Below are 14515 nucleotides of genomic sequence, written 5' to 3' on the forward strand. Positions count from 1 at the left end.
GAGACGAGACGAAACCGCGCGGGAGAGACGGGAGCAGAGATGACGACCACCCCCATCGAGCCGGCAGCAGACCCAACTGCGGCGACAACACTGCCAGGAGGCGTCCCCGAACCGCGAGGGCCGCTGAGTGCGGCGCTGCTCGCAGTGCTCGCCCACGAGGAGAGCGAGGAAGCCGCCCCGCTGTGGCAGCGCCTTGACGAAGCGGCCACGGTGGCGCTGCGGGAGACGCCGGACATCGTCGGCGACGAGGACCTCCAGCTGTCGCTGTTCCTCCTCCACCTGCTCCACATCGGACCCGCCCCCTTCGTCCGCGGGGACTTCGAGTGGGATCCGCGTCTGATCGCGCTGCGCCGGAGCGTCGAGGAGCCCTTCGAAGCCGCCCTGCGAGAGCGCACCGCCACGGCGGACCCGTTGCCGAACAGCGGAGAGGAAGTCTCAGAGGTCCTCTTCGCGATGACTGCCGAGGTCACGCAGCCGACGCTGGCGACCTGGGCGTCGCGTCATGCGACCGCAGAACAGCTGCGGGAGTTACTCATCCACAAATCGATCTACACGCTCCGGGAGGCCGACGCCCATTCGTGGGCGATCCCTCGCCTGCGGGGACGCGCCAAGGCAGCACTCGTCGAGATCCAGGCCGACGAGTACGGCGGCGGCTCCCCCGACCGGGTCCACGCGGAGATCTTCGCCCGCACGATGCGCGGCTACGGCCTCAGCGATGAACCCGACCACTACCTCGACGAGGTTCCCGCACTCACTCTCGCGGCCTTCAACGCGATGAACCTCTTCGGGCTCAACCGGCGCCTGCGGGGAGCGACCATCGGTCATCTCGCAGCGTTCGAGATGACCTCGTCGATTCCCAACCGGCTCTACTCGCGCGCGTTCAGTCGGCACGGGTGCGGCGCGGACGTCACGGAGTACTTCGACGAACATGTCGAAGCCGACGCCGTGCACGAGCAGATCGCCGGCAGAGACCTCGCCGGCGGTGCCGCCGACGACGATCCGAGCCTCATCGCCGACATCCTCTTCGGGGCGCGGGCCTGCCTCCACCTCGACGATCTGACGGGAGCCCACATGCTCGAGAGCTGGCAGAACGACCGCACCTCTCTCCGGACACCGACGGCGCCTGAGAAAGGGTGACTCCCGTGGACGACAGCGAACCCGCAGCGACCATCACCCCCTGCCCCGACGGTCCGCTCCTCGTGCGCGGCAGCTTTGAGATCCTCGCCGGGCCCGGTCGCGAGGACACCGTGACCGACCGCGGAGTCGTCGCCCTGTGCCGCTGCGGCAAGAGCGGAATCCCGCCCCTCTGCGATGGCAGCCACCGCCTCGTGGGCTTCCGGGCACCGGCTCCCCCGCCACCCGAGTGACGCAGGGCCGAGGCGGCACCTCTGCCGGGAGGGACCGGGCCAGGAGCTGACGGCGAAGGCGGGACCGCGAACACGCCGCCTCATCGGCGACGGCGCAGTCCCGCCAGCTCACGGGGTCAGCTCACTTCACGTAGGAGGGGAACTCCGCGGGCTCGCCCGGCTGGTTGCCCGAGCTCGTGTCGATGCCGTAGTCACGGGCGAACTTGATCTCCGACCCCGTGTAGACGCCCTCGGCCCCCTCGTCGAGGGTGAACACGCGGGCACCGCGCATCCGGTTCTTCTCCGCCCCGGGCAGACCGTAGGGCTGGAAGCCGGTGCCCGGCGAGTAGCCGAGTTCGATGCCGTAGTAGTTGCCGCTGTAGCTGTTGATGTGATCGTGACCGACGAAGAGCCCGCGGACGTCGCCGCGGCCGAGCATCGCGTTGAACATCCCCGAGTTGAACGGTCCCGGGCATTCGGCCTCGTTGCGCTCCCCGACGATGCTGTGCTTCTTCACGGCGCGCTCGTGGTCGCCGGCGGTGCGCGAGTCGATGCTCGAGAACCACATCGCCCGGTGCTCGTGAAGGGCGATGTGCTGGAACACGAGGCCCGGCACCTTGCGCTTGGCCTTCTTCTCCAGTCCCCGGGAGGTCTCCGCGTACCATTCGACCTGGTCGTAGCGCAGCCAGTCCCAGTCGGGGTAGCCGTCGAAGTTCTGCCCGGCGATCTCCTTGGGCGCGTAGCGACCGGAGTCGAGGAGCCAGATCGCGAACGCGTCGGCGTTGCCGTTCGAGGCCGCGACCGTGACGACCTGGTTCGAGGTGCCGGTGACGTCGGCACCGGTCGTGTTGAGGTTGTACTCGTACTGGTCGATGAAGGCGATCATGTCGGCTTCGTCGAAGCCGGTCTTGCCGGTGCTGTCCTCATCGTGGTTGCCGAAGGTCAGCGCCCACGGGATCTTCCGCTGCTCCATCGGCAGGACGACGTTGTTGATCGCCTGCTTGACCTCCGTCACCGATCCGGGTCCGCCGTTGATGACGTCACCGTTGATGACGACGAAGTTCGGCTTCACATCGTCGAGCACAGCGTTCTGGAGTTCGGTGGTGCGCACGTCGGTCCGGTGCGAGTCCTGCGTGTCGTTGAACTGGACGATCGTGAACGCCCCGGAGGAGGAGAACTTCAGCTCCTTGCGCACGATTCCCTCCTGCGCCGAGTTCCCCGCACCCTTGCCGTTGGACTTGCCGGGCTTCGCGGCCGCGGGCATCGCCCCGAGGCCGGCCAGTCCGGCACCGAGGGCCGTGGCACCGGCGGCCTGGAGCATGCCGCGCCGGTTCCAGCCGCTGCGTCCGCCGTGTCCGGCCGCCTCGGCGCTGTGGGGGTTCTCGTCGTTCATCGTCCACCTCTCTGAGAAGTCTTCGCCTCCGCACGGGTCCGCGGGAGGCCACGGGCAGACACGCTATGGACGGACAATGACCCACGTCTGAACCGCGGGGTAACTCTCGCCGACGAAATCACGACCCCATCTGTTCACTGAGGCGTTCGTCACGTTGCCGGCCAATGCGACGTTTTATGTCCTGGGGGTCCCCTCGGGAGTCGGACAATTTGACATGCTGAACTGCCCGCCCCTGCCCCACCGTCGCAGGCGGCGGGCCGACGACGAGATCCGGCCACGGCCGGGTCCTGCGCTCATGAGCACTGAGCACCCCCATGAACCATGAAGCACTCCGGACCCCTGCCGCTCCACCGAGCCGGGGAGCCGGAGACGACAACGAGGAGTTGAGCCTGTGATCGAACTGCGCGGCCTGCGGAAGGTGTTCGGAGACACCGTCGCGCTCGAGGAGATCGACCTCAGCGTCCCCGCAGGCGAGATCCACGGCATCGTCGGACGCTCCGGCGCCGGAAAGTCGACCCTCATCCGCTGCCTCACCGGGCTCGACCGCCCCACCTCGGGGACCGTGTCCATCGACGGCACCGACCTGACCCAGCAGACCGGCAGCGGGCTGCGCCGGGCACGGCGGAACATCGGGATGGTCTTCCAGCACGTCAACCTCCTCGACTCGCGCACGGCGCTCGACAACGTCGCCCATCCGCTCCAGATCGCCGGAGTCGGCAAGGCCGATCGTCACGCGAAGGCCCGCGAACTCCTCGAGTTCGTCGGCCTGGGCGACCGTGTCGACAACTATCCCGCGCAGCTCTCCGGCGGACAGCGCCAGCGCGTCGGCATCGCCCGGGCGCTCGCCGCCGAACCCAAGGTCCTCCTCTGCGACGAACCCACCTCGGCCCTCGACGCCTCGACGACCGAGCAGATCCTCGGCCTCATCCGCTCCCTGCGCGACCGGCTGGGCATCACCGTCCTCATCATCACCCACGAGATGTCCGTCGTCCGCGAGATCTGCGACTCCGTGACGCTGCTCGCCGACGGTCGGGTCGCGAAGACCGGGAAGCTCGCCGAGGTGATCTCCGAGCCCGGTTCGACCCTGGCCAAGGATCTCGTCCCCCTGCCCCCGGTCGGACTCGGCGACGGTGACGCCGGCATCGTCGAGGTGGCGCTTGCCGGCACGACCCTGCCGGCCGTGCTCCGCAGTGCGGGCACCGTCGGCCTCGACGCCGAGGCGATCCTCGCCGGTGCCGTCGAGACCGTCGAGAACCGTCAGGTCGGCCGCATCCGCTTCTCCGTGGCGAGCGCCGCGCAGGCCAGGGAGCTCGTCATCGCCTTCGCCTCCGAGGGCATCCACGCCGAGGAGGTGGCAGCCCAGTGAACGATCCGATGTGGTTCGACAATCCCGCGATCACCGACCAGATGTGGCCGGCGACGATCGAGACCCTGCTCATGACCGTGTGGTCGACGGGCCTCGCGGTCCTCTTCGGCCTGCCGCTGGGGATCTGGCTGTTCACGACGTCGAAGGGCGGGCTGAGTCCGCACCCGATCGTCTACCGGGTGCTCTCGCTCATCGTCGACATCACCCGGTCGATCCCGTTCATCATCCTCATGATCGCGCTCATCCCGTTCACGCGGTTCATGGTCGGCACCGCTCTCGGCTGGCAGGCCACGGTCGTGGCGCTCACCGTCGGGGCGATCCCGTTCTACGCCCGCCTCGTCGAGAACGCCCTGCGGGAGGTCTCCGACGGCAAGGTCGAGGCGGCCCTGATGATGGGAGCCTCGAACGGCCAGGTGATCCGGCAGGTCTTCATCCCCGAAGCGCTGCCCGGTCTCATCGGTGCGGCCACGGTCACCTCGGTGACGCTCGTGTCGTACACGGCGATGGCCGGAGCCGTCGGCGGAGGCGGGCTCGGCGCGCTGGCGATCTCCTACGGATACCAGCGCTACCAGTCGGACACGATGATCGCGTGCATCATCGTCCTCGTCGTCATCGTCGCCCTCATCCAGTTCGTCGGGGACCGCATCGCCCGCCTCGTCGACCACCGCTGAGGCACCACCGGCACCACCTCAGCCGGGGCCCGAGCGGTCTCGGCCCCACCGACCTTCACCAGCACACGACACACATCCAGGAGAATCATGAAGACCAAGCTCATCGCCGTCGCCGCATCCGCGTCCCTGCTGCTCTCGGGCTGCGGGCTCATGGGCGGCGGGACCGACACCGTCGGCCAGCAGGACGGGGACGTCACGACGCTCACCGTCGGGGCGACCCCGGTGCCGCAGGGCGACATCCTCCGATTCGTCGACGAGAACCTCGCCGCCGATGCCGGCCTCGACATCGAGGTCAAGGAGTACACCGACTACACGCTGCCGAACAAGGCGCTCGCCGACGGCGACATCGACGCGAACTACTTCCAGCACAAGCCGTACCTCGACTCCGAGATCGCGGGCCAGGGGTATGAGATCACCGGCTTCGAACCGATCAACCTCGAGCCCTTCGCCCTGTTCTCGAACACGGTCGAGGACGTCAACGATCTGCCCGACGGCGCGAAGATCGGCATCAACAACGATCCCGCGAACCAGGGTCGAGCCCTGAAGATGCTCGAAGAGGCCCAGCTCATCACCCTCAACGACGGGGTCGACGCGGTCAGCGCGAAGCTCTCCGATGTGCGCGACAACCCGAAGAACATCGAGTTCGTCGAGGCCGATGCCGCGCAGCTGGCACGGACCCTCCAGGACGTCGACGCCTCGGTCATCAACGGCAACAACGCCCTCGAGGCCGGTCTCAGCCCCGCCGAGGACGGAATCCTCCTCGAATCGGCGGAGAACAACCCCTACGGCAACTTCCTCGCCGCCCGCACGGAGAACAAGGACGACGAGAACATCACCAAGCTCAACGACCTGCTCCACTCCCCCGAGGTCAAGCAGTTCATCGAGGAGAAGTGGGCGGACGGATCGGTCCTCCCGAGCTTCTGATCACCTGCGGTCCGCTGACCCGCACCCGCCGCTGCCGGGCGGGTGCGGGAGCTTGACAGACGGCCCCGCCGGATGACCTACTGGCGGGAGACGACGCGGGCAGCACACGCGCATGAGGGCACCGAGGAGGTCAGTTGTCCGCTTTCGGCATCGAGGAGGAGTACCTCCTCGTCGACCGCGCCACTCTGCTGCCCGCTGCCCCGACGAGCGAGCAGCTGAGGGCATTGACGGCGATCCCGCCGACCGGTGGGCAGATCACCACCGAGTGGCTCGCCTGCCAGGTCGAGTATGCGTCCCCCGTGCTGCGCACCGCCGCGGAGGGGTTCGACGCACTCATCGGCTTCCGCGAGGCGCTCACGGCCGCAGCCGACCGGCTGGGGCTGAGTGCCGCGGCGCTGGGCACCGCGCCTCAGCTCGCGGAGGTGCCTGCGGCGATCAGCGACGGCGAGCGCTATCGGGAGATGACGGCGCTGGCCCCGGCGATCGCCGCGGAACAGCTCATCAACGGCATGCACGTCCATGTCGGTGTCCCCGACCAGGAGACCGGCGTGCGCGCGCTCAATGGGATTCGCCGGTGGCTGCCGGTGCTCACCGCCCTGAGCGCGAACTCTCCGGTGTGGCGAGGCGTCGACAGCGGCTTCGCCAGCTGGCGATCGATCCACTACCGCCGCTGGGTCGTCAACGGCACTCCTCCCCACTTCGCCGACGCCGCCGACTACGACTCCCACATCACAGCGCTCCGGCGCACCGACGTGATCGGCGAGGAGGCCATGGTGGGCTGGCTGGCGCGCCTGTCACCGCGGCACGGCACCGTGGAGATCAGGACCTGCGATGTGCAGCTGAGCGCCGACGATGCGCTCACCCTCGCGCTCCTCATCCGCTCCCTCGTCGAGGTCGAGATCGAGGACCCGGTGGCCGAAGCGATCCCGACTGCCCTGCTCGACGTCGCCCACTGGCAGGCCGCGCGGTTCGGCACCGCAGGGACCCTCATGGATGCCGACGTGCAGAGGTCAGTGCCCGCGGCCGCCGCGGTGTGGGCCGCGGTCGACCGGGCGCAGCCGACCCTGGCGGCCCACGGCGATGACGAACGCGTGCGCGCCGGCGTCCGCCGCCTGCTGGACGCCGGGGACCGGTGCTCACCGGCAGCGGGACGCCTTGGCGCGCGGAGGCGTGTCGGGGCTCCTCGCCTTCGCCGGCGAGCAGATGACGTCGCGCGAGCCTCACTCCTGACCCCGGCGCCTGGTTCCCGCTGACCGGCGGTGAATCGAGGCGGGCTCCTCAGTGCCGGGCGAGCCAGTGGGGACTGTGCATGAGTCCGAGCACGTTGCCGAAGGGGTCGGTCACCGAGGCGGTGACGAACTCCTCACCCCGCGGGTCACGGGCGCATGGACCGTCGCCCCGCACGCGACGAGGTCAGCGAGCACCGCCGCGACGTCATCGACGAACCAGTACGTCACCGAACTGCTGCCTGTCGGGGTGCCGTCGGGAGCATAGCTTCTGCTCATGATCCCGAGTTCGTCCTCGTCGGGGCCGATGCGGAACTCGATGTAGGCGGGGTCGCCGTCGGGCGGCTGCCGGAAGTACGGCGCGATGCCGAGGACCCCGGAGTACCAGGCGGCGGCCTCCTCGACGTCGTCGGCGGTCAGCACCATGGTCGTCAGTCCTCTGAGAGTGCTCATGTCGGCTCCTTGTGCGGTTCGGCGGCACCCCCGATGGCTGCCGTTGGGAGCAACTCTTCCAGGCAAAGTGCTCACGTTATGATCACTTTTAGGCGCATACTTGTCCTATGCGCGCAGATCGACTTCTCGCCCTGCTTCTCCTCCTCCAGAGACGGGGGAAGGTCACCGCCGCCGAGGTGGCGGCCGAGCTCGAGATCTCCGTGGCCACCGCGCGACGAGACCTCGAGGCACTCTCGGCGGCCGGAGTTCCGGTGAGCGTTCAGCCCGGTCGCGGCGGCGGGTGGCAGCTGCTCGGCGGGGCCCGCACCGACCTCACGGGCCTGCGCTCCCCCGAGGCCCATGCCCTGTTCTGGATGCTCGGCACCGCAGGCCTCGCCTCCCCGCAGACGCGCCTCGCCACCCGCAAGCTCCTCCGCGCCCTCCCGGAGAGCCAGCGGGCAGAGGCCGAGATCCTCGCCACGACCGTCCACTACGACCACTCCCCGTGGGGGCGTGCGAGTAAGGGTGACGATTCCGCGGACATGAGCGGACGCCTCGGCGAGCTCCGCTCTGCGCTGCTGTCGCGCACCCACCTGCGCATGCGCTATCGCTCCAGGGACGGCCGCGGACGCACGGTGACCATCTGTCCCGTCGGCCTCGTCGCCAAGGCCGGAGTCTGGTACCTCGTCGCCCACGAGGTCACCACCGAGGCGCCCGCCCACGGACCGGGATGGGAGGCCACGGTGCGCACCTTCGCCGTCGACCGGATCGATGCCGTCACCGACGCTGATGTCACCGTCGGGCCAGAGGCACCGTCACGGTCCGGCCCGGCTGAGGACCTCCACCGACAGATCGATCTCGTCGATTTCTGGACGGCTCACGTCGACGAGGTCGAAGCCCTGCGATCGGCAGTGACGGCGCGGGTGCGATGTCCCCGCTGGGTGCTGCCGATCCTCATGCACCAGTTCGGACGGCAGATCACCGTGATCTCCACCGATGAGGACACGGCCATCGCCGAGGTGGGGGCCAACCTCACGGCGGCACTGGCCGAACAGCTCGCGGGGTGGGGGTCGACGATCGAGGTCGTCGGCCCACCCGCGGTGCGCGCGGAACTCGCCCGCATCGGCACCGAACTCGTCACTCGCTACGGCGACTCCGCCCCGGCGATGACACAATGCAGGAGACGTCACCGCTGACCGGAGGAGGACCAAGCATGGGCACGACGCTCGGCATCATCGGAGTCGGGGAGATCGCCTCGGCGATCGTCGACGGACTCTGCACACAGTCAGCGCAGGCGCGGACAGCACAGGCCCTGACCGCGGACGCACCCGCCATCGTCCTCTCCCCGCGCGGAGCGGAGCGCTCGGCTCGACTCGCCGCGGCCTATCCTCACGTCGAGGTCGCCGCGACCAACCAGGAGGTCATCGACCGCAGCGACCCCGTTCTCCTCGCCGTCCTTCCCCAGCAGGTCGATGAGGTCCTCACCGAGCTCGACGTTCCCGAGGCGACGACCCTCGTCAGTGCCGTCGCCGGAGTCTCGGTCGCCGCCCTCGAGGCTCTGCTCCCCCACCGCCCACGGGTCGTGCGTGTCATCCCGCTGCCGGCGGTCCGCGAACGCCGCGGAATCACAGCCGTCCACCCGGGGCACGCGCCCGTCGAAGCGCTCTTCGATCGCCTCGGCGGCACGGTGGTCGCCGAGACCGAAGCGATGTTCAGCACGCTGTCGGCGACGACGGCGACGATGTCCGCGCACTTCGCCTACCTCGAGACGATCACCGAATGGCTCATCGCCCAGGGCTGGGGCAGGACCGACGCCGAGGCGGTCGTCCGCGGTCAGTTCGTCGGCCTCGGCACGACGCTCGCCGACACCGACACCCCGATCGCCGATCTCGTCGCCGCCCACGAGACGCCCGGCGGACTCAACGCGCAGGTGCGCAGCGAGTGGATGGACGAAGGCAACCGGCAGCGCCTCTCAGCCGCCCTCGACGCTGTGTTCGCCCGGGTGACAGGCGCCCCGCGACCCTGAGCCGGACTGTGTCAGGGCACACGCACCCCGCACGGCCGGGGCCGCCTCGGTGATCCCTATAATCGCAATCATGCCTCAGCCGTCTGCCATCACCGTCTCGATCACCCGCACCGTCCAGCCCGCACACCACCGCCGTTTCAACGCATGGGTGCAGGCCGGACAGGAGCTCGCCCGCGAACGTCCCGGCTACCTCGGATCCGGGTGGGTGCGGACCGCACCGGACTCGAACGAATGGCACGTCCTCTACCGGTTCGCCGATGCGAAGTCGCTGCGCGCCTGGGACGAGTCCGATGACCGCAAGTGGTGGATCGACAGCGGCGCCGAACTCATCGAGGACACGAAGGTCGAACACCGCACGGGCATCGAAGGCTGGTTCGAACCGCAGGGCGAGACGGCGCTGACCATTCCCGAAACGGTCGTCCCACCGCGGTGGAAGCAGGCGGTGAGCATCTTCCTGCCGTTCTTCCCGCTCAGCCTGCTCTCGACCTACCTGCTGCTGCCCCACCTGTCGGCGTGGCCGCCGGTGCTCGCCGTGCTGCTCAACATCTGCCTGCTCACCCCGCTGATGACGTACATCTTCCTGCCGGTGAGCACGCGTCTGCTGCGCCCGTGGCTCCAGAAGCCGCGCAGGCCCAAGCGCCAGCGGTAGTCCGCGCACCCCCGAGTCGATGCGCACCGATCCGACGGCGGATGTGAGCCGCATTCATGGCGGAATCGGCTGAGAATCCACCCTGGACGTGGCGCAGAATCCAGGCACCGCGCCTCAGAACAGACCGGTGATGTTCCCGTCCTCGGTGACGTCGATCTTCAGCGCGGACGGTTCCTTCGGCAGTCCGGGCATCGTCATGATGTCGCCGGCGATGACGACGACGAACCCGGCCCCGGCGGACAGGCGCACGTCCCGGACCTCGATGATGTGGCCCTCCGGGGCGCCGCGCAGGCTCGGGTCCGTGCTCAGCGAGTACTGGGTCTTCGCCACGCAGATCGGCGCATCGCCGTAGCCTTCGTCGGTGAACTGCTTCAGCTTCCGCTTGACCTTCGCGGGGATCTCGACGTCGGCGGCGCCGTAGATGCGCTGGGCGATCGCGCGGATCTTGTCCTCGAGCGGCTGGTCGAGGTCGTAGCTGTACTGCGCACGGGCCGCCGCGTCCCCGTCCCCGGCGTTCTCGACGGCGGCGACGACCGCTTCGGCCAGCGGCACGGCACCCTTGCCGCCGTCGGCCCAGTGCGTCGATTCCACCGCCGCGATGCCGAGCGAGTCGAGATGGTCGATCGCGGCGGCCATCTCCTCGTCGGTGTCCGAAGGGAACCGGTTGAAGCACACGACCGGGGTGAGACCGAAGATGTCGCGGAGGTTCGAGCAGTGGAGTTCGAGATTGCTCATCCCCGCCAGAACCGCCTCGGTGTTCGGGGTCTCGACGTCGCCCACGTCGATGCCGCCGTGGTACTTGAGCGCCCGGAGAGTGGCGACGACGACGACTGCGGAGGGCCAGATGCCGGCGGCCCGGCATTTGATGTCGAGGAACTTCTCAGCGCCGAGGTCGGCGCCGAATCCGGCCTCGGTGACGACCCAGTCGCCGAGCGTCATCGCCGCCTTCGTCGCGAGCAGGCTGTTGCAGCCGTGGGCGATGTTGGCGAACGGTCCGCCGTGGATGAACGCGGGCGAGTGCTCGAGGCTCTGGACGAGGTTCGGGGAGAGCGCATTGCGCAGCAGCGCGGTCATCGCCCCCGCGGCACCGAGGTCGGCGACGGTGACCGGCTGACGGTCGCGGGTGTGGGCGACGACGATGCGCCCCAGCCGTTCCTTGAGGTCCGCCACCGAGGTGGCCAGGCAGAACACCGCCATGACCTCCGAGGCGACGACGATGTCGAAGTGATCCTCCCGCGGCACTCCTCCATTGAGGCCGCCGAGGCCGATCGTGACGTTGCGCAGAGCCCGATCGTTGAGGTCGACGACCCGGCGGATGTGGATGCGGCGCGGATCGATGTCGAGGTCGTTGCCGTGGTGGATGTGGTTGTCGAGCATCGTCGCGGCGAGGTTGTTCGCCGCCGCGATCGCCGCGAAGTCGCCGGTGAAGTGGAGGTTGATGTCCTCCATCGGCACGACCTGCGCGTACCCGCCGCCGGCGGCCCCGCCCTTCATGCCGAAGACCGGGCCCATGCTCGGCTCCCGCAGCGCCAGCACGGCCTTCCCGATCTCCGGGTTCGTCTTCGCGAGCTCGTTGAGCCCGTCGGTGAGGCCGATGCTCGTTGTCGTCTTGCCCTCCCGGCCGGGGTCGGGCTCATCGCGGTGACGAGGATGAGCGCGCCGTTCGTCGCCGACTCGGCGGCTGCGTCGAGGACGTCGATGGGCACCTTCGCCTTCGTCCATCCGAACGGAATGATGTCCTTGGGGTCGAGACCGAGGTCAGCGGCGACATCGACGATGGGATCGAGCTCGGCGGCGAGTGCAATGTCAAGATCAATGCTCATAGGGCCATCTTGCCTGCCATGGCGCGTTTTGTGACCACTGACACCCGATGAATTTCGTCCGAGCTCTCACCGCGCCGAGGCGGTGCCCCGGTGTGTCGGTGTCGCCGCGTACTCGGCGCAGTCGGGGCACCGGGTCATGAGGTCGTGACGACAGTCGGCGACGTGGACGAGGAAGCGCTCGGCCGCCTCGAGGGCGACCGTCTGGCGACGGATGGCAGCGATCCGTTCGGTGATCACCGCCGCCCTCCCCACCGCGCTCCGGTGGAGGACCTGCCGGATCTCCGCGAGGCTCATCCCCACCCCTTGGCAGGCGATGACGATCCGACACCGGCTGAGGTGCTCGTCGTCGTAGCTGCGATGTCCGGCGGGTGTGCGGTCGGGCACGACGACACCGCACTCCTCCCAATGCCGCAGCACATGCGCGGCGACGCCGAGATCCGCGGCGGCCTCTCCGATCCTCATCTCCCCATCATCGCACCTTGACTTCAGGTCGACCTGAAGTTCTACCGTCGACGCATGAGCACCCCACCCACAGAGTTCCCGGCACCCGAATGCGTCGCCGTCCCGATTCCCTGCGGTCCCGACGCCTCGTCGACGGCACGGATCGGGACGTACGTTCTCGATGCGACCGGCGGCGACAGCCTCGGCGATGTCGTCATCTGCCACGGCACGCCCTGGTCGTCGAGGATGTGGCTGCCGCTGGCCCGCCGGCTGAGCAGCCGGTGGCGCGTGCACCAGTGGGACATGCCCGGGTACGGCACTTCGATCGAGGCGAATGCCGCCTCGCCGGTCGATCTCGTCGCTCAGCGCACACGGTTCGCCCGCCTCCTGCGCCACTGGGACCTCGCCGCGCCCCATGTCATCGCCCATGACATCGGCGGCGCCACAGCTCTCGGCGCACACCTGTTCGAGGGCAGCCGCTTCGGCTCGCTCCATCTCAGCGACATCGTCACCCTGTCGCCGTGGGGTCGCCGTTCTTCCGTCTCGTCGCGGAGAGTCAGGGGGTCTTCGCGGCACTCCCGCCGGCGCTGCATCGGGCCCTGGTCACCGAGTACATCGCAGGAGCGGGCGGCCCCGGTCTGTCACGGGAGTGGATCACCGAGCTTGCGCGGCCGTGGACGACCCCGGCCGGTCAGTCGGCGTTCTACCGGCAGATCGCGGCACTGCGACCCGAGCACACAGCCCCGATCGCCGCTCGTCTCGCGAAGGTGCGGTGCCCCGTGCGGATCGCGTGGGGTGAGTCCGATCTGTGGATCCCCGTCGCCCACGCCGAGGCACTCGCCGCGGCGCTGCCCGGAGGTCCCGAAGTCACACGGTTCCCGACCGTCGGACATCTCGCTGTCCTCGAGGCGCCGGAGGCCTTCGCCGCCGAGGTGGTCACGTGGCTCTCGACGCAGGTGTGATCACCGCCGGGACAGATGCGCGTGGTGGGCGGCGCGGAACTCCTCGGGCACGCCCCCGCCGAGCTGGTCGCGGACTCCGCCGCCGGTCGCCAGCGCTGCGGCGAACTCGCCGAGCAGCGGAGCGAACTTCGCCCCATGCCCCGAGCACGCGGAGACGATGGTGACCCCGCCGGCGGAATCGATGAGGAAGTCCTCGCTCGGGGTGTTCGTGAACAGACAGGTCGTCTCGGCGAAGGGCTCCGGCACGAGGCCCGGCAGATGCGCCCGTGCGTAGGCGATCATCCGCTGCCGCATCGTCTCGGTGATCTGCCCGTCCTGGTCGAGGGCGGAGCCGATGACGCGTCCGCCGTTGAACTGTGCGAGCTTCTGCCCGGCGAATCCGGCGTCGCGTCCGCCGGGCAGCCCGTAGGTGAAGATCTCCGCACTCTTGTGGATGAACGTCGGCCACGCCTGTGCCGGGCGGCCATCGGCGGTGGTGTCGCGGTAGGGCAGGTGGAACGCCTGTTCCTCGCGCACCTCGAACGTCGGCAGGGAGGAGAGGAACCCGGCCGGCAGGTCGAGGTTCCCCAGCAGCGCCGGCAGCCACCCGCCTGCCGCGACGATGACGGAATCCGCGGCGATGGCGTCCTCTCCCGCCGAGGTGACCCGCAGGCTTCCCGTCGACCGCCGGTCCACCGCGGCCGCGGTCCAGTCCTCGAGGATCCGGGCACGGCCGGTGGCGACGGCGAGGTCGAGCAGCGTCCGCACCGACCGCTCGGCGTCGATGACCCCGGCGTCGGGATGCCAGAGCACCTCGGTGTCGAAGGCGAACTGCGGCCACCGGGCCCGGGCGGCCTCGGCGTCGAGGACCTCGTGGTCGATCCCGAGCTCGTCGAAGACAGCGGTCAGCTGGGCGGTGTGCCTGGCCTCCCCGTGGTCGAGGGCACCGGTGGGGGTGATGAGCTCGATGCCCGCGGACTCCTCGACGGCCGTCCACAGGTCGCGGGCGCGGACGACGAGCTCGGCGTAGAGGCGTTCGGGGTAGGCATAGCGGAAGATCCGCGCGGACCCGTGCGAGCTGCCGCGCGCATTCGCCGGCGTGAGCCGGTCGACGACGGTGACGTTCTCTCCGCGGGCGGTCAGCGCCCACGCCGCGGCGGCACCGGCGAGCCCGGCACCGATGACGATGTGCTCGGTCATTGGTGCTCCTCCCCCTGCGACGGCATCGTTCCGTGTCCGAGCCTATGCCGTCGCAGCCAGATGCCGCGAGGCACTGC

At 69.3% G+C, this 14515-nt stretch carries 15 protein-coding genes and 2 pseudogenes; 11 read left to right on the forward strand and 6 right to left on the reverse strand.

Features of this window, described 5'->3' with window-relative positions:
• Positions 1-39 precede the first annotated feature (39 nt).
• Both AC2W7K_RS02790 and AC2W7K_RS02795 read left to right on the forward strand, forming a co-directional pair.
• Complete coding sequence (locus AC2W7K_RS02790) at positions 40-1137, forward strand: iron-containing redox enzyme family protein (RefSeq protein WP_211978849.1); 1098 nt, start codon at positions 40-42, stop codon at positions 1135-1137.
• Between the two features lie 5 nt (positions 1138-1142).
• Positions 1143-1367, forward strand: coding sequence for a CDGSH iron-sulfur domain-containing protein (locus AC2W7K_RS02795; RefSeq protein ID WP_198499465.1), 225 nt, complete (start codon positions 1143-1145; stop codon positions 1365-1367).
• A 121-nt stretch (positions 1368-1488) separates the two neighbouring features.
• Here AC2W7K_RS02795 and AC2W7K_RS02800 read toward each other — a convergent pair whose 3' ends face one another.
• A complete protein-coding gene (locus AC2W7K_RS02800) occupies positions 1489-2739 on the reverse strand; it encodes a metallophosphoesterase family protein (RefSeq protein ID WP_344251158.1) in 1251 nt (416 codons plus the stop codon).
• A 391-nt stretch (positions 2740-3130) separates the two neighbouring features.
• Between AC2W7K_RS02800 and AC2W7K_RS02805 the strand changes: the two genes are divergently transcribed.
• The 4 genes from AC2W7K_RS02805 to AC2W7K_RS02820 all read left to right on the forward strand — a co-directional run bounded on the left by AC2W7K_RS02805 (position 3131) and on the right by AC2W7K_RS02820 (position 6953).
• Positions 3131-4105, forward strand: a complete 975-nt coding sequence (locus AC2W7K_RS02805; protein ID WP_211978848.1) for a methionine ABC transporter ATP-binding protein — start codon at positions 3131-3133, stop codon at positions 4103-4105.
• On the forward strand, positions 4102-4776 hold the full coding sequence (locus tag AC2W7K_RS02810; RefSeq protein WP_249121018.1) for a methionine ABC transporter permease: 675 nt from the start codon (positions 4102-4104) through the stop codon (positions 4774-4776). The genes AC2W7K_RS02805 and AC2W7K_RS02810 overlap by 4 nt, the downstream gene beginning before the upstream one ends.
• Before the next feature lie 87 nt (positions 4777-4863).
• On the forward strand, positions 4864-5700 hold the full coding sequence (locus tag AC2W7K_RS02815) for a MetQ/NlpA family ABC transporter substrate-binding protein (protein ID WP_211978847.1): 837 nt from the start codon (positions 4864-4866) through the stop codon (positions 5698-5700).
• A 134-nt stretch (positions 5701-5834) separates the two neighbouring features.
• Complete coding sequence (locus tag AC2W7K_RS02820) at positions 5835-6953, forward strand: carboxylate-amine ligase (RefSeq protein ID WP_486005727.1); 1119 nt, start codon at positions 5835-5837, stop codon at positions 6951-6953.
• Positions 6954-7040: 87 nt separating this feature from the next.
• Here AC2W7K_RS02820 and AC2W7K_RS02825 read toward each other — a convergent pair whose 3' ends face one another.
• A complete protein-coding gene (locus AC2W7K_RS02825; RefSeq protein ID WP_486005728.1) occupies positions 7041-7379 on the reverse strand; it encodes a VOC family protein in 339 nt (112 codons plus the stop codon).
• Between the two features lie 107 nt (positions 7380-7486).
• Here AC2W7K_RS02825 and AC2W7K_RS02830 point away from each other — a divergent pair, with 107 nt between their 5' ends.
• The 3 genes from AC2W7K_RS02830 (at position 7487) to AC2W7K_RS02840 (ending at position 10033) form a co-directional block, all read left to right on the forward strand.
• A complete protein-coding gene (locus AC2W7K_RS02830; protein ID WP_211978844.1) occupies positions 7487-8554 on the forward strand; it encodes a helix-turn-helix transcriptional regulator in 1068 nt (355 codons plus the stop codon).
• A gap of 17 nt (positions 8555-8571) precedes the next feature.
• On the forward strand, positions 8572-9384 hold the full coding sequence (locus AC2W7K_RS02835) for an NAD(P)-binding domain-containing protein (protein WP_211978843.1): 813 nt from the start codon (positions 8572-8574) through the stop codon (positions 9382-9384).
• 70 nt (positions 9385-9454) lie between these two features.
• Complete coding sequence (locus tag AC2W7K_RS02840; RefSeq protein ID WP_486005729.1) at positions 9455-10033, forward strand: antibiotic biosynthesis monooxygenase; 579 nt, start codon at positions 9455-9457, stop codon at positions 10031-10033.
• A gap of 114 nt (positions 10034-10147) precedes the next feature.
• Here the strand turns inward: AC2W7K_RS02840 and AC2W7K_RS02845 are convergent.
• The 3 genes and pseudogenes from AC2W7K_RS02845 to AC2W7K_RS02855 form a co-directional block, all read right to left on the reverse strand.
• Positions 10148-11856: pseudogene (locus tag AC2W7K_RS02845) on the reverse strand (formate--tetrahydrofolate ligase).
• Between the two features lie 66 nt (positions 11857-11922).
• Positions 11923-12318: a MerR family transcriptional regulator gene (locus AC2W7K_RS02850; RefSeq protein ID WP_198499478.1), complete on the reverse strand. Its 396-nt coding sequence runs from the start codon at positions 12316-12318 to the stop codon at positions 11923-11925.
• 41 nt (positions 12319-12359) lie between these two features.
• A complete protein-coding gene (locus tag AC2W7K_RS02855; protein ID WP_486005730.1) occupies positions 12360-12602 on the reverse strand; it encodes a hypothetical protein in 243 nt (80 codons plus the stop codon).
• On the opposite strand from AC2W7K_RS02855, the pseudogene AC2W7K_RS02860 reads away from it, so the two are divergent.
• Positions 12544-12744 (forward strand): annotated as a pseudogene (locus AC2W7K_RS02860) (alpha/beta fold hydrolase); the annotation flags it as partial. The gene AC2W7K_RS02855 and the pseudogene AC2W7K_RS02860 sit on opposite strands and share 59 nt — an antisense overlap.
• Positions 12745-12818: 74 nt before the next feature.
• The gene (locus AC2W7K_RS02865; protein ID WP_486005731.1) at positions 12819-13259 is read left to right on the forward strand and encodes an alpha/beta fold hydrolase; all 441 of its coding nucleotides are present in this window, start codon (positions 12819-12821) and stop codon (positions 13257-13259) included.
• Here AC2W7K_RS02865 and AC2W7K_RS02870 read toward each other — a convergent pair whose 3' ends face one another.
• Complete coding sequence (locus AC2W7K_RS02870) at positions 13260-14438, reverse strand: FAD-dependent oxidoreductase (protein WP_198499480.1); 1179 nt, start codon at positions 14436-14438, stop codon at positions 13260-13262.
• Positions 14439-14515: the final 77 nt, after the last annotated feature.

This window comes from Brevibacterium sp. LAARM2_SD2 (assembly GCF_057364785.1).

What these genes read in the sequence shown, in the direction of transcription:
- AC2W7K_RS02830 (WP_211978844.1), top strand. Translation starts at nt 7,487, where the DNA reads ATGCGCGCAGATCGACTTCTCGCCCTGCTTCTCCTCCTCCAGAGACGG.
- AC2W7K_RS02855 (WP_486005730.1), bottom strand. Translation starts at nt 12,602, where the DNA reads ATGTCCCACTGGTGCACGCGCCACCGGCTGCTCAGCCGGCGGGCCAGC.
- AC2W7K_RS02790 (WP_211978849.1), top strand. Translation starts at nt 40, where the DNA reads ATGACGACCACCCCCATCGAGCCGGCAGCAGACCCAACTGCGGCGACA.
- AC2W7K_RS02840 (WP_486005729.1), top strand. Translation starts at nt 9,455, where the DNA reads ATGCCTCAGCCGTCTGCCATCACCGTCTCGATCACCCGCACCGTCCAG.
- AC2W7K_RS02835 (WP_211978843.1), top strand. Translation starts at nt 8,572, where the DNA reads ATGGGCACGACGCTCGGCATCATCGGAGTCGGGGAGATCGCCTCGGCG.
- AC2W7K_RS02825 (WP_486005728.1), bottom strand. Translation starts at nt 7,379, where the DNA reads ATGAGCACTCTCAGAGGACTGACGACCATGGTGCTGACCGCCGACGAC.
- AC2W7K_RS02800 (WP_344251158.1), bottom strand. Translation starts at nt 2,739, where the DNA reads ATGAACGACGAGAACCCCCACAGCGCCGAGGCGGCCGGACACGGCGGA.
- AC2W7K_RS02850 (WP_198499478.1), bottom strand. Translation starts at nt 12,318, where the DNA reads ATGAGGATCGGAGAGGCCGCCGCGGATCTCGGCGTCGCCGCGCATGTG.
- AC2W7K_RS02815 (WP_211978847.1), top strand. Translation starts at nt 4,864, where the DNA reads ATGAAGACCAAGCTCATCGCCGTCGCCGCATCCGCGTCCCTGCTGCTC.
- AC2W7K_RS02870 (WP_198499480.1), bottom strand. Translation starts at nt 14,438, where the DNA reads ATGACCGAGCACATCGTCATCGGTGCCGGGCTCGCCGGTGCCGCCGCG.